We start from the raw sequence: 15,692 nt of genomic DNA, 5'->3' as shown, positions 1-15,692 counted from the left end.
TCTGTTTTCTTGTAATTTTAAAGCCCTTTCGTTTACACGTTTCTGTTTTCTTGTAATTTTAAAGCCCTTTCGTTTACACGTTTCTGAAGTCTTGTAAAATTAAAGCCGTTTGGTTTACACGTTTCTGTTTTCTTGTAAATTCAAAGCCGTTTCATTTACACGTTTCTGTTTTCTTGTAATTTTAAAGCCCTTTCGTTTACACGTTTCTAAAGTCTTGTAAAATTAAAGCCGTTTGGTTTACACGTTTCTGTTTTCTTGTAAATTCAAAGCCGTTTCATTTACACGTTTCTGAAGTCTTGTAAATTTGAAGCCGTTTCGTTTACACGTTTCTGTTTTCTTGTAAATTTAAAGCCGTTTCGTTTACACGTTTCTGAAGTCTTGTAAATCTAGAGCCGTTTCGTTTACACGTTTCTGTTTTCTTGTAAATCTAGAGCCGTTTGGTTTACACGTTTCCGAAGTCTTGTAAATTCAAACCCTCTTTCTCCTACACGTCCTACTTATCTTGTAAATCCCCCACTAGCGGTACGTGGATCTAAAGGGCTTTTCAAAGAGGGAGAAAATAAGAAACTTTAAACCCACAAAAAAATTCAGTGACTTTCTATTAATATTGTAATAAACTTAGTTTGATATTATATATAGTAATTAAAGGAGTTGGCTTTATGCAACCTTATAAACATAAAACGATTGCCATCACAACGAGTACGATTATTACGGGAATTATTTATACTGGCGTTTATAATCAGACGGCTCAAGCAAGTGAGACGGTGCCGAGTACGAGTGCCGATACGAACCAAGCTTCGAGCACGACGCCTATCTCGAACGACACGACTACTACAATAGAAGAAACAGGACCAGTTACGGTCGAATCTTTAAACAATCTCGATCTGCCTACAGCGTCAACAAACGTTGATAATCCTGCTACTGAAAGCGCGATTGATGCTTCGAATGTCGCATCGAATATCCCTACCACTTCTGAAAATAGGGGCTCTACGCCTACCGCTTCACAAGGCTATACGGAAACGAATCAAGCGATGACAACTTCGACGGCGCCGAGTACGGCTACACGTTCTACACACGACGCAACTACAACGTCGACACCTGCACCGCGTAGAACGGCGCGTAGTGTAGTATCGGATCCAGTAGACGCGACATTAACATCGAACGCGGCAAGTTCCACTAACACAACTAGCGGTTCAAATAATACGGCGCCAACGTCCACGACTAACACGACTAACGCGACGTCGTCTCTTAACAACACGGCTACAGCGACACGTTCAACGACAGCTACGACAACACCTACAACGACGCCGACAACGAACACGACGACACCAGCGCCTACGCCGGTCGCACCACCGACGCCTGAAATTCATACGGTCAAGGTAGATGTAGCTGATGATTGGCCAAGTACGCGTCTTGTATCTGTTACAAGAGGTACACTTCACATACGTCAGAACCTTGGTTACGTTGTCCCAGCTAATACGAACGTGTACGTGCGTTCTACTAAAGTTGTGCCTGGTAAATCTTTACAGCTTGACTTAATCGCGCACGGTAACAAAGAAGATAAAAGTTTAACGTTCTCGTTAAATAATCAATGGCACCATTTTAATGCGCCAGCGAATGCAGCTCTGTTCTTAAGAACGCCACACGACCCTAACTTAGATGCTAGTATTGAGTACTATATCGAGAACGACAATAAAATTCCTATGCCGCACTACTACTATGGTGGCGATAAAGCGCAGTTTGACCAAGAATGGGAAAGATCTCAGGCGCCTTTTGCATTAGTGGAATCGGAAGACGTTAAAATTTTAGTACCATTACTTGACCGTGAGTTTGTTAAAAACTTAGCACCAAGTGACCCTACGTCAAGCGCCAACGCTTTTGATCAAAATTTAGATTACTATAAGAACATCCTTACGAAGTACGATGAGTGGCTCGGTCTTGATAACTCGAATGAATTTCATAGAGATAACAAGCAACAATATTTCGTGCGTCCTGATAAGACAGGTTACGGCGTTGCTTACTATAGTACATACTATGCTGGAACGAACAGTACACACGTGACGCCTTACTTTCAAAAAGGATGGCTCGTTCTACATGAAGTTGGTCATGGATATGACGGATTCATTACGAAGACAATTGCTGCACGTGACATCGGTTTAATCGAAGTTTGGAATAATATTTTCGCGAACCTTTATGTATCGACAGTCGACCGAACGCATGCGGATTGGTTATATCATGGTGATCAGAATGGTTACCAAGCCCGTGAATTAGCTACGTGGCAAGCTGCTAATGGTAATTATACTTACACGGACATGGGCCTACCGCAACGACTTAACGTGATGGCGACACTCGTTCGTGGTACGGGTGTTCAAGGCTTTATTGATTTCAACAAATCACTACGTGAGAATGCGAGTACCGTACGCGTTACTGCGCTTAATGACACGATTGCAGAGAATTGGGGCGGTGTATCTAACTACAACATCGTGCCTTACCTTGAAATGTATGGTATTTACATCAATGACCATGTAAGAGAACGTATCTTTTCAAAGAATCACTCCATCCTTCATCACTTGGCCCTTATGGTAAAAGACCCGTCCGAAAGAGAACGCATTCGTCAAGAACATCAGATGAAGACCGTTTACGATCTCATTTCGACTGAAGCTATCAGTTCAAGTGGTATTACGGGAAGTAATACCGTTACACTTAACTTAAACGGACACACTTTAAGAGATGACGCCGTCGTACATTTAATGGATAAAAATCGTATCGTCGCAACAGCACCGGTCGTGAATCAAACGGCTACTTTCACGAACGTACCTGTTGGTGCTTATAAAATTAGTGCACCTTTCAGTGAGACAGGTGCACTACCTAAGACAAATGTCATCATCGTAAGCGACCAAGATAGTACGCCTGTCACACTCGATTATCCAGCATTAGATGAACATATGTTTAGTAATAAAGAGGAAGTCCTATTGAAAGGGTTAAGTGACCTCACGTTCGCGTCTATGATTTATGACCCTAGCAACAAGACGCTTGAAATAGATGATCGCTTAAGAAAGCCGCATGATTACTATGGTTTAGGTAAATACGCGTCTATCCGCGTTAAATCCCCAGATGGCACAATTAAGTATGAGCGTGATTTCATTGGTAACGTTGAGCGTAAAGGCATGACGCGTCTCACTACGTTAAATATCGAACACGGTGATTTAATTGAGATTTATCACGCTGAACCGGGAAGCCGATTTGCGGTGGTTGATTATGAATCAAGAACCGAAGTGCCACGTTTAGATAGTAGTAAGAAGAATACGACTTACGTCATGACGGAGTACGGTTTAGAAGTTCCTGGTAAGCCCGCACCATTCCCGCGTGTTTACCAAAGTATTGAACAAGAATTAAATCAACTGAGAGCGGATATGGCGGCTCATCCTGAGAATGACTATCGTAAACAAACTGCGGCTATATATCACGATCTTCAGTACTTTGAACCTGAAGTAAGAAACGTCTTAATTGAAACGTACAAAGACGCCTTCGTCAATGTTGAACTTATCGAGGATCTTAAAAAACCTGTTGTGACTAACCCTGAGAACGATGTGATTTATGCAGGTGAGCGTACATTGACACTTGAAGGTACACCTGGTTCTACGATTACCGTGACGATTGAAGATACCCAAACGTCTTATACAGCTGTCGTTGGTGATAATGGTATTGCGACGATTGAAACGGACTCTAATTTGAACCTTGCGCGTAATGTGATTGTGACCGCTTCAAAAGACAATCAAACGACACCGCCTAAAACGTATGAAGTAAAACCAGTTGTGTTAACGAGTGCGACGACAGAGCTGTTCCCGAATACGGATAAAATCAACTTAACCGGTACACCTGGTACAACGTTACAAGCCTATAAAATTGGTTTAGACGGCTCACGCACATTACTCAATACGTTTAAAGTTCCTGAAAGCACGGCAGAAACGACAGATTTTGAATTTCCTTTTACAGCACCACTAAATCCTGGCGAATCAATCTACATCACTGCTGGTAATAATATGGGTGATGACTTTTTAGCTGATGTGGTAAGTATTGTATCGAACACGGGTGACATACATGATAACGAACTCTATAGCGGTTCTGATCCGATTACTGTATTGACGAAACCGAATACGACTGTATCGTTGCTTGATCAGAGTAACCAAGTCATAGGTACCGCTACGTCAAACGCAGATGGCACGGTTACGATTACACCTACACGACCACTCGTGACAAATGAGGACGTTTACTTTAGTACAGGCTAAGGCGACGCTGCGCCAACTTATCTCTATACGGTGCATGCGAATCCGATTACGACGTCGACTGAAGTTCTGCCTTTCGATAGCGTTTATCAAGCACATCCTAATTTAGATGAGGCAACTGGTAATGAAACAGTGTTAACTGAAGGTGCGAACGGTGAACGCGTGACTGAAACAAATACTAAACTTCAAACGACTAGAGTTGTGAGCGAGACTGCCCCTACTTCAAAGGTCATTGGCGTAGACAACGTTCGTGTTACTGAAACTACAGTACCTTTCATAACACGTTACGAAGGCAATCATGATACGTTGATTACCGCACCAGAGGTCGTACGTGAAGCGGGCGCGAACGGTTTAACAACGACAACAGAAACGTATGTCGTTGACCCAAGTACTGGTGCTTTGAGTGCTCCATCATCATCGACAACTACAGTAGACCCGACGACGAAAGTCATCGAAGTGGGTACGAAAGAAGTCATTGAAACGGAGATTCCATATGCGACAATACGACGCTACAATGCGAATTTAAATGTTGGTGCTGAACAGGTAGTAACTGAAGGCACAGTTGGTACGTTAACGACAACACGTATCTATGACGTGAACCCGAATACGGGCGAACGTATTAACCCGACAGATCAAACTACTGAAGTTGCGCCGGTTGAGCGCGTTGTTGAATACGGTCCAAGTGCTTTTGACACGAGATACGAAGCAATGCCGAATGAGGACGCAGCTACAGGTGCGACGACTGTCGTGACGCCTGGTCAGAACGGAGACTTACAAGATTCTGATACATCAAACGACCCTGTGATTGAAGTGATTGGTGTCGATAACGTTGCTGTAGTGGTGACTGACGTACCATTCAACACGGTATACCAAGCAGACGACGCACGTTTGATTACAGAAGAAGATATCGTGTCTCAAGAAGGCGCGAATGGTTCTACCACTGAAAAGACCATTTATGATGTAGACCCTGCAACTGGCTCTTTAACGAATCCAAATGTTACTACGACAAATGTAAGTGCCTCAGACAAAATCGTGTTAGTCGGCACGAAAGAAGTTATCGTTACGGACGTGCCTTTTGCGACAATACGACGCTACAATGCGAATTTAAATGTTGGTGCTGAACAGGTAGTAACTGAAGGCACAGTTGGTACGTTAACGTCAACACGTATCTATGACGTGAACCCAAATACAGGCGAACGTATTAACCCGACAGATCAAACTACTGAGGTTGCGCCGGTTAATCGTGTTGTTGAGTACGGTCCAAGTGCTTTTGACACGAGATACGAAGCAATGCCAAATGAGGACGCGGCTACAGGTGCGACGACTGTAATAACGCCTGGTCAGAACGGCGACTTACAAGATTCTGATACATCAAATGATCCTGTTCCTGAAGTGATTGGTGTCGATAATATAGCCGTTGTGATGACGGACGTGCCTTTCAATACGGTATACCAAGCAGACGACGCACGTTTAATAACTGAGGAAAACGTCGTGTCTCAAGAAGGTGCGAATGGTTCTACCATTGAAAAGACCATTTACGATGTAGATCCTGCAACAGGTTCTTTAACGAATCCTAATGTTACTACGACAAATGTAAGTGCCACAGACAAAATCGTGTTAGTCGGCACGAAAGAAGTTATTGTTACGGACGTGCCTTTTACAACAGTGAGACGCTACAACGCGAATTTAGATGTTGGTGCTGAGCAGGTAGTAATTGAAGGTACGGTTGGTACGTTAACTACAACACGACTTTACGACGTAAATCCGAATACGGGCGAACGTATTAACCCAACAGAACAAACTTCTGAGGTCGCGCCGGTCGATCGTGTCGTAGAGTACGGCCCAAGTGCTTTTGACACAAGATACGAAGCATTACCAAATGAAGATGAAAAAGTCGGTTCAACGACGATTATTCAAGCAGGGCAAAATGGAGATGCACAAGACAGCGATGCTTCAAACGACCCTATCGTTCAAATCATTGGCGTTGATAACCAAAGTCAAGTTACAGCAACGTTGAAATTCAATACAGTGTATGAAGCAGACACATCAAAACTTATCACTGAACCTGATTTAGTAAAACAACAAGGTGTAGATGGAAGTACAACAACTATCACGACGTATGATGTGAACGCTGACACAGGTGAATTATCGAACCCTACTGTTCAAACACACACCGTTGATGCAGTTGATCACATTGTGGTTGTTGGCGCTAAAGAAGTCCATGTCACTGAAATACCATTTAAAACGGAACGTAGAGTGAACAAGCAATTAGCTGAGGGCGTTGAACAAGTTGTTCAAGAAGGACGTGTAGGCTCAGTTGTAGAAACCGTGATTTATCAAGTAGACCCTCGTACGGGTGCACGTACAGAAGCAACACGTTCATCAAAACAAACAGATGCCATTGATCGCATCGTTGAATACGGCGAAGCGGTCGTGAAACCTGAAGTAGTTGAACCTAACGTACCTTTAGAGACAGAAAAGCCTGCAGAGGAAAGTAAGCCTGATGCGCCAGTTGAAGCGGAAAAACCTGGTGAAGATGTTACGCCTGAAGCTCAAGTGGAAACGAATCAGCCGAGTGAAGAAGTGAAGCCAGAGGTACCAGGTGAAGCAGAACAACCTACTGAAGCGGGTAAACCTGAGAAGCCTGTTGAAGAACCAGCGAAACCTGAAGTTCCAGTTGAGGAAAGTAAACCATCTGAGACAGTCCAACCGGAAGTACCTGTTAAAACTGAGAAACCATCTGAAGACGTAACGCCAGAGGCTCCGGGTGAAACAGAAAAACCTTCAGAACAAGTGAAACCTGAAGATCCAGCTAAAAATAATCAACCGACTGAGGAAACAAAACCTGAGGCAAATGGTAATACTGAGCAACCAACTGAAGCGGAAACGCCAGATCAACCTAAAGAAGATATCTCTACAACTGAAAAGCCGTCTGAAACAGGTACACCAGAGCAACCTACAAAACCTGAAACACCGAAAGATAAAGTTGAGGTTGAACAGCCTAAAGAACCACAACAACCTATCGTAGACTTAACAAAACCTGATGAAGAGACTGAAGAGACTGAGATCCCTTCTACCGTTAAACCAAATATGTGTGAAACAAAGACGCCATTAAAACCAGTCATCACGCAAACTGGATTAACGCAAGAAGATACGACTTCAAATCTTGTACACCCTAAAGCGAAATTTGTTAGCCCTACTTTTAATCAGGTAACGCATCTAACTTACAATAAAGAACATGTATCTTTCAGCAACAAACATATCAAGAATAATCAAGAAAGTTTACCTGAAACTGGTCAAACTCAATCAGATAAGACGACGTTATGGTCTCTATTAGCCTTTGTTTTAGGTATAACGTTTATCAAATCTCGACGTAAACGTCGTCAATAACACAAAAATCCCGAGTACAAACTGTACCCGGGATTTTCTTAAATTTAGCTTAATAATGTACCGCCTTCGCTTAAACGTAGGCTCTTAGAAATACGTTCGTTAATTTCGTTAAATAAATCTTCGTCCGTTGCAAGGTCTTTTCCATATGAAGGAACCATTTCTTTAATCTTATCTTCCCACATATCGTGTTCTTCTTTGAAGCAACGTTTAATGATGTCTAACATAACTGAAACGGCTGTTGACGCACCTGGTGATGCACCAAGTAACGCAGCTAATGTACCGTCGTCAGAAGTGATAACTTCTGTACCGAATTGTAACGTACCTTTACCTTTTTCTTCAGTGTCCTTGATAACTTGAACACGTTGACCAGCAACGCATACTTCCCAATCTTCGCCTTTAGCATTAGGAATAAATTCACGAAGGTCATTGATACGCTCTTCTTGAGATAACATCAATTGTTGTATTAAATATTTCGTTAGACCCATTTCTTTCGCGCCCGCAGCTAACATTGTCGCTACGTTGTCTTTGTTTACAGATTTAATTAAGTCTAAGTTTGAACCTGTTTTTAAGAATTTTGGTGAGAAACCAGCAAACGGTCCGAATAATAATGATTGTTCGCCATCAATATATCTTGTATCTAAGTGAGGTACTGACATCGGCGGTGCCCCAACTTTAGCTTTACCATATACTTTAGCGTGATGTTGTTCGATAACATCTTTATTTTTACAAACAAGGAATAAACCACTAACTGGGAAGCCACCCACGTGTTTAGACTGTTCGATTCCTGTCTTTTGTAGAAGTGGTAAGCTTGCGCCACCTGCTCCGATAAATACGAATTTAGATTCATACACGATTGTTTGGTTAGACACGATGTCTTTAACCTTAACCATCCATGTACCATCTTGTTGTTGTTTAATATCTTTAACTTCATGTTGGTAATCAACTGAAACGTTTTGTTTCTTTAAGTGATTTAATAATTTAGTTGTTAATGCACCAAAGTTTACATCTGTACCTGATTGATCTCTAGTCGCAGCAACGGGTTTACGTGACTTACGACCTTCCATCATTAATGGAATCCATTCTTTTAAACGATCTTTGTCATCTGTGAAGTCCATCCCTTTGAATAATGGATTATCTTTTAAAGCGTTTACGCGCTCTTTTAAGAATTCAACATTTAATACACCTTCAACAAAGCTCATGTGTGGCACTGTTCTAATAAAGCTTTCTGGCTGATCAATGTAGCCTTTTTCCACTAGAAAAGCCCAATACTGTTTAGATAATTGGAATTGTTCATTAATTTTGATTGCTTTAGAAATATCTAACGTGCCATCTTTCTTCTTAGATGTGTAGTTTAATTCACATAATGCCGAGTGACCTGTTCCCGCGTTATTCCATACATTAGAACTTTCTTGAGCAGCTTCTGATAGCCTTTCAAAAACGCGAATCTCCATATTTGGCGATAGTTCTTTTAATAATGTTCCTAATGTTCCGCTCATGATGCCACCACCGATTAAGATGACATCTGTTTTGTTATGTATTGTATTCATAACAAATACAGTACCCCCTTCTTGTACATTAAACAGATACAATTAATTTCGTATCATATGCATTAATTAAAACTATATCGATAAAATACTTATTCACTTCTAATTATAAACTTAATCTCACATTTAAAAAAGGGATTTAGATATATAAGATGTGTGTTTTTACACTTACTACGTGTAGTGCTTCGAATATGACATCTTTTAATTAACGATATTGTATTTAAAGGGCTTTTCCCCATGAAAAATGAGAGGCAATTAAATTGCCCCTCATGATAAGCGTTTAGAACGATGATGTTCTAATCAATTATTGAACTGAATAAGCTGGGTCTAATACGCGTGCAGTACCTTGTTGGTCAATTGAAACGATTGAGTAAGTACCGTCTTGGTTGTTGAAGCTAAATACATAGCTATACGCGTTTTCTTGACCTTGGATGCTGTAGTCGTTGTAAACTTTATTTTGACCTACAGCTGCTTGAGCTTTGTTTAATGAGTTTTGGAAGTTAGGTAATGTTTTTAACGCTTGGTTTTCGTCTACAGTGTTACCTGTGATGCTACCTGAAACAGGTTGAGCTTGTTGGCTGCTAAATGGTGCTACATAAGCACGCTTTGTCGCCATAGCGTTTTCATCAGCTACTGCGTATTGTTGAGATTGAGCGTTAGCTTGCTGCGCTTGAGACTGTTGGTTTGCTTGTGCTTGTTGGTTTGCTTGTGCATCTTGACCTGAACCAGCTTGGCTACCTGCTGCCGCGCCACCTGCTGCTGCACCGCTAGCTGCTTGTGAACCATTGCTACCATTTGATGATGAATTAGAACTTGAATCTGAGCTAGAGCTTGAGTCGCTATCTTCTTTTGAAGATGAGCTTGAATCACTTGAATCGCTTGAAGATTCGCCAGATTTACCTTCAGAATCTTTGCTCGATGAATCACTTGATTTACTATCTGAACCTTCGCCAGATGATTTTTCTGAGTCTTTGCTTGATTCGCTGTCTTTGCTATCTTTGCTGTCCTTGCTATCCTCTTTAGAAGCGTCACCTTTTGAATCTTTGCTTTCCTTATTTTCCGTTTTGTTGCCTTCTTCTTTCTTGTCTTTACCTTCTTCACCATTGTTACATGCTGCTAAAGCTAAAGATAATGTTAAAAAACCTACTAGTACTTTTTTCATATTTACATACCTCCATGATTTTTTAAGACGTGATTACATGCAAGTCATTATGTATATGTTTTAAAAACCTTGCATCATAACCAACTTGTTTGCCATTCTATAATATCTTGCGCCATTTCGCCATTACACCGATTAAACTTTACATTCTTTTAAAAAGCCATTTATATTTTTAACGTTTAAACAAGTATATTGTAATATTAATGACAAAATTTGGTATCTAGGTTACTTTAATTTCCCATTATTTAAATGTAAAAACATCTTAAGCGTGGTAATATATATTTAAATCACCTTTAAGGAGTTAAGACTATGAACATAACATCACTGAACTTAGGCATCACTAGTCCGACAAGCCTTATCTTAATTTGTATTGTCGCATTAATTATCTTCGGCCCGAAAAAGCTACCTCAATTTGGACGCGCTATTGGTAATACGATACGTGAACTACGTCAAGCTACAGAAAAAGACACTTCAGATATAGACGAAACGGATTCAAATCCCAAAAGATAATCTCTATTTAACGATTTATCAGCACCTAGATGAATTACGTACAGTTCTCATTAGAGTAGCTTTAGCGTTTTTAGTCATCTTCGTCATAATATTTTTGACATCAAGACTATGGCTACATAAACTTATCAAACTTTTGCTTTGGAATACGCATGTTCATTTGAATACTTTCTCATTAAACGAGATAATCGTAACTTACCTTTTAATACTTATAAGTCTATCATTCATTGTAATATTTCCATATGCAACCCTACTCTTCTGGCGTTTTATCTCACCCGGTTTAAAACCCTCCGAAAGAAACACAATAATGATTAAATCAGCTCAAAGCATCAGCTCGTTTTTAGGCGGTATTTTACTTAATTATTTCATCTTATATCCGCAAATATTTAATTGGGGCCTTAGCATAGCAAGTCTTTTAGGTACAAAGCCAATATGGGGGATACAAGCATATCTATTAAATTTACTTTATTTGAGTTTGTTAACTGGATTACTATTTCAAATTCCGTTGATCACGCATTTTTTAGTAAAAATAGACGTATTATCACGTAACGATCTGAGTTCGCAACGTAAATATGTTTACTTTGTATGTTTGATTCTAAGTAGCTTATTTGCGCCACCTGATCTCGTAATGCATCTATCGTTCTTTATAATCATGATTACTTTGTACGAAATGACGATATTTTACATAAAAATAAAAGAGTCTTAGACATAAGTAGTGAAATAGAGCATTTAAGCTTTATTTGATACAATTTCCAAAACAGCTGACTCCTAGGGGTGGGGTCCCCGGCACAGAAATTTGCGCAAGCAAATTATCAAGCTAAGCAAGCCGGGGCTTAAGCGTGGTACAAAGTAGCATTGCTACTTTGTAAGTCCAACTAACAAACTGAAAGTTTGAGTTGGGCTTTAGAGACTACAGGCTCCAGCCACGCCCCAGGAAAGCATGCTGTTTAAGGGAATTGTAGTATTATGTCTAAGACCCTTTATTTAAGAATCTAACTTCCTTTGATGAACAAAGACGTATGCTAATGTAATCAAGATAAAAATGAGTTGAACTGATACAACTTCTACAGTAGGAAATAAGCCTAAAGTTGATATAGTAGGTAATGATTCTATTACGTGTTTCGGAATAAAGTTTAGTATTTGAAGTTGGTAAATGCTTACACCTATCATCTTAAAAGCGAGTACTAACATAAGTATGCTTAAAACTCTAAATACGTATCGAATCGGTATCCATTTAATTAAAAATCTATAAGCAATTGAGAAACCTACTAAAACTAAGAGCCCTAATATAATTCCTAAAACCAATTGCTTTGATGAAATATGACCAATCATACCTAAATAAAATACGATTGTTTCTACGCCTTCTCTTAACACACTCATACAACCGATGACACCGAACAACCACAACTTGTTGTGGTCTAATGCTTGTTGATTGAGATTGTTGATTAGAATTTCCCATTGCTTCCTTGATGCATGACGATGTAACCAAATACCGACAATAAACATTAAGATTACAGCAATTAATCCTATAAAGGCCTCTAAACTCTCTCTTAAGATCCCGCTATTTTGAAAAGCACTTATCAATACATAAGCGCCAATTAGGCTAAGTAACAGACCGATAACGCTACCAGAATACAGAAGAACGGTACCTTTTCTCGAGTTCAAAGTTCGCGTTATCGAGCTTAAAGACATCACAATGATAATGACTTCTACACCCTCACGCAGTAAAACAAGAGACACATCAATATAACTATACTCAGAATGATGAACGACTTTTTGAATATCTTTATAAAGAGTCGACAGATCTTTTTTAACCGACTCATGGTTATCTGAATTTAAAACGACCGCAAATCTAGGTATATCCGCTTCAATTTGCGTATAAAGCCCTTGGTCTTTAGTGCGAATGTCACCTTCTACATAGGGCCATATTCGCATAAATTGATTTAAGTTGCTTTTCGCTTTAGTAACTTGATGCTTCTCAATATGCTTGATTGCTCCATCGAGCTCTTCCAATAAAGTTTGAGTTGTGTACGTATTATTTTTACTTTGAGAAGGACGACTAAGTTCTACATCCCGCACATCCGATATGATGTCGTCGTATAAAGCTAACACATTCTTAGTTTCAGGTTTGCCACCCTCAACTAATCGTCTCATTTCAAAAAGTTTAATCTCAATTTGACCATATTTTTCGATATTTTTATCTCTGATATACCTTTCATATTTAGTCCAAATACGATTTAATTCAGAATTGGCTTTCTTTAACCCTTCTTCATCATTAATATCTAGACTTTGTGTAAAAGCTTTCTTATGCATTTCTAAATTGCTTTGTAATTGACCAATCTTTACATCGTGGTTATCTGACTCACTTTTAGCGCTAGTTTGTTCCAATTCCAGAAGTATCTTCGTGATGTTGGTTAACGTTTCATTTTGTTCGGTTGTACTTGAATCTACGTTAAGTGCTTTCAAAGTCTCTTGAAGTTTTTTATGGGCTTTTAAATCAGGATCTTTATTAATGGCGGCTTTAATGTCGTTAAAGGCATCGTCCACCTTTGATCGCGTCGTTGAATCATCTATGACTACTCTTGCTTCAGTTATCTTAATGTAAATCTCTTGATAATTTGAAGCTGATTGAACTTCAAATAGATTTAAACTTAGAAACATCAAACATAAGATCAAGCTTATCGTTCTAATGCCATAACGTTTCACCCAGTATCCCTCCTTTCGGGACACCTGGTAACATTAAGAATAAACCAGAACCTCGATGTGTAATGTACTCATTTAAATTATCTTGATGACCTAAACGATTCTGAATGTCTATGAATTGTTGCGGCGTTCTTTGGAAACTAATGAATAATAGACCACTATCAATCGAGCCCGTTATGGGACTTAAACCATTTGCATAAGAATATGAGCGTCTGAGAATCTTTTGCTTACTTTCCTTAGCGAGTCGAATATGTGCATCTTGAGGAATAACATATTCACCTTTTTGAGTCTTTAAGTCTAAGTCAGGTGTATCAAATTCGTCTTTCTTACCTAAAGGTGCACCGCTTTCTCTATAGCGTCCAAATGTATTTTCTTGTTCTTCTAACGCTGTACGATCCCAAGTTTCAAGATGCATTTGAATACGTCTCAACACCATATACGTCCCATTTTTGAATGGTCCTGTTGGTATAAAGACGTGTTTGTTGTACGCGTGTTGATCCTTAGGGTTCACAGTACCGTCCTTAAACGCCATTAGATTTCGAGGTGTTTCATTACCTTTTTGAGAAACGAACCCTGTTTCACCCCAATGTATTTGGACGAGGTGCCTAAATGGTCGTATTAAATTGCGTATCGCATGAAAGCACACTTGTAAATCGTTGCTACAAGCTTGAATAAGGATATCCCCACCTGTATATGCACGATCGAGTTGATCCTTTGGAAAATGGGGTAAGTCAACGAATGCATCAGGAATTTTATCTTTCACTTTTAACTTAATTAATGCATCACGACTTAGTCCAAATGTAAGCGTTAATTGAGCTGTGTTAAGACCAATGGTTTCACCAGTATCATCAGGTGGCACAAACTTGTATTGCTTTGAGCTACCGATTCGCTGCCCTGACATGAGCTTATTAGACATTTGAGTCCATGCTTTAAGCATACTTTGGACATCTTCAGCATTATATCGCTTTAAATTCAAAACTATTATATAAGCATGTGATTGTTGAGGGGTAATAATGCCAGTTTGATACTTTCCGTAGAAAGCATATCGATCGGCTTTTTTATCTTTTGGCGAATTATGATAAGCATGAGACAGGGCTTGCCCGATGCCACTTGAACTGATAACAAGACCTGCCCCGCCAATACCTAGCATCTTAAGAAACGACCTTCTACTATAAGTCCGCTCTAGTTTCTCATTTTTACTCATGTTAAAACGACCGCCATCTTACTGAGCGGTTCACCTAATCCATTTACAGCTTCACCCAATAATTTCGTTTCTTCCTTAGTTAGGGTTGTGTAGCTAACATAACCACCATCTTCAGTTTCGTATTTCTTAAGCAATTGATTCACATTGTCGAATTCTTTAGCGATACTGGAACTTAAAGTCTTGTCTTTCTTATCTAAAAGTGGTTTAAACAATTGATAGATTTTCTCAGCACCTTCAATATTAGCTTTGAAATCATATAAGTCTGTGTGTGAATAGATTTCTTCTTCTCCAGTTATTTTAGTAGTCGAAACTTCATTTAATAAGTCTATCGAACCTTGAAGCATGAGTTTCGGCGTCATGTCAACGGTCTCAACTTTAGCACGTAATTCTTTCGTGTCTTGAAGTAATTGATCGGCTACTTTGTCCATGCCATCTAAGTTTTTATCTTTGAAAAGCGCTTTCTCAATCTTATGATATCCTGACCAAGAATCCGCTTTGTTTTCTTCTTTTAGATCAGCTAAGCGTGCATCAATCTTTGGATCTAAGTCTCCAAAAACTTCAGCAACAGGTTCCGAACGTTCGAAATGCATGCGTACTTTCGGATACAGTGCCTTAGCTTTTTCTGTATCCCCTTGTTTAACGGCATTTGTGAATTCTGTAGTACCTTTTAGAAAAGCATCCATTTCCTTGATCGTAAATGTTTTATATTGTGACGTGATAGCCATCATATCTTTATTTACTTTAGGCGCTTCGGGCTTCTCTTCTTTTTTCTCTGCTTCTTTAGTGTTTTGGCATGCTGCTAGCAACAACGTGGATGTTAATAACAATGATGTAAGTTTCTTCATGTTGCACCTCTAATTGATAATTGTTATCAATTATTATATCACTGTATTTTCATT

At 39.5% G+C, this 15,692-nt stretch carries 9 protein-coding genes; 4 read left to right on the top strand and 5 right to left on the bottom strand.

Annotated elements, in window-relative coordinates:
- The first annotated feature begins 659 nt into the window (after window positions 1-659).
- Window positions 660-4,289 carry a putative mucin/carbohydrate-binding domain-containing protein gene (locus tag ACF3N8_RS04090; protein WP_238101709.1) on the top strand — a complete coding sequence of 1,210 codons (3,630 nt, stop codon included), beginning with the start codon at window positions 660-662 and terminating at the stop codon, window positions 4,287-4,289.
- 30 nt (window positions 4,290-4,319) lie between these two features.
- Window positions 4,320-7,676 (top strand): G5 domain-containing protein, encoded by a 3,357-nt coding sequence (locus ACF3N8_RS04085; protein WP_238101710.1) that lies wholly within the window; start codon window positions 4,320-4,322, stop codon window positions 7,674-7,676.
- A gap of 44 nt (window positions 7,677-7,720) precedes the next feature.
- On the opposite strand, the gene mqo is transcribed toward ACF3N8_RS04085, so the two are convergent.
- Together mqo and ACF3N8_RS04075 are read right to left on the bottom strand one after the other, a co-directional pair.
- The gene (gene mqo, locus ACF3N8_RS04080; RefSeq protein WP_009382953.1) at window positions 7,721-9,223 is read right to left on the bottom strand and encodes a malate dehydrogenase (quinone); all 1,503 of its coding nucleotides are present in this window, start codon (window positions 9,221-9,223) and stop codon (window positions 7,721-7,723) included.
- A 301-nt stretch (window positions 9,224-9,524) separates the two neighbouring features.
- Window positions 9,525-10,382, bottom strand: a complete 858-nt coding sequence (locus ACF3N8_RS04075; RefSeq protein ID WP_238101711.1) for a Spi family protease inhibitor — start codon at window positions 10,380-10,382, stop codon at window positions 9,525-9,527.
- A gap of 306 nt (window positions 10,383-10,688) precedes the next feature.
- On the opposite strand from ACF3N8_RS04075, the gene ACF3N8_RS04070 reads away from it, so the two are divergent.
- Both ACF3N8_RS04070 and ACF3N8_RS04065 read left to right on the top strand, forming a co-directional pair.
- Window positions 10,689-10,889, top strand: a complete 201-nt coding sequence (locus tag ACF3N8_RS04070) for a twin-arginine translocase TatA/TatE family subunit (protein WP_009382955.1) — start codon at window positions 10,689-10,691, stop codon at window positions 10,887-10,889.
- Window positions 10,870-11,592 (top strand): twin-arginine translocase subunit TatC, encoded by a 723-nt coding sequence (locus ACF3N8_RS04065; protein ID WP_392450429.1) that lies wholly within the window; start codon window positions 10,870-10,872, stop codon window positions 11,590-11,592. The genes ACF3N8_RS04070 and ACF3N8_RS04065 overlap by 20 nt, the downstream gene beginning before the upstream one ends.
- A 278-nt stretch (window positions 11,593-11,870) precedes the next feature.
- Here ACF3N8_RS04065 and ACF3N8_RS04060 read toward each other — a convergent pair whose 3' ends face one another.
- The 3 genes from ACF3N8_RS04060 to efeO are packed head-to-tail and all read right to left on the bottom strand — an operon-like array spanning window position 11,871 to window position 15,638.
- Window positions 11,871-13,592, bottom strand: coding sequence for an FTR1 family protein (locus ACF3N8_RS04060; RefSeq protein WP_238101209.1), 1,722 nt, complete (start codon window positions 13,590-13,592; stop codon window positions 11,871-11,873).
- Complete coding sequence (gene efeB, locus ACF3N8_RS04055) at window positions 13,573-14,793, bottom strand: iron uptake transporter deferrochelatase/peroxidase subunit (protein ID WP_026048999.1); 1,221 nt, start codon at window positions 14,791-14,793, stop codon at window positions 13,573-13,575. The genes ACF3N8_RS04060 and efeB overlap by 20 nt, the downstream gene beginning before the upstream one ends.
- Window positions 14,790-15,638, bottom strand: a complete 849-nt coding sequence (gene efeO, locus ACF3N8_RS04050) for an iron uptake system protein EfeO (RefSeq protein WP_238101712.1) — start codon at window positions 15,636-15,638, stop codon at window positions 14,790-14,792. Before efeO ends, efeB begins: the two co-directional genes overlap by 4 nt.
- Window positions 15,639-15,692 lie beyond the last annotated feature (54 nt).

The organism is Staphylococcus massiliensis (genome assembly GCF_043186315.1).
Taxonomy (GTDB): domain Bacteria; phylum Bacillota; class Bacilli; order Staphylococcales; family Staphylococcaceae; genus Staphylococcus; species Staphylococcus massiliensis.
The sequence above is the reverse complement of the archived record's forward strand: the minus strand, read 5'-3'. Positions and strand labels throughout refer to the sequence as shown.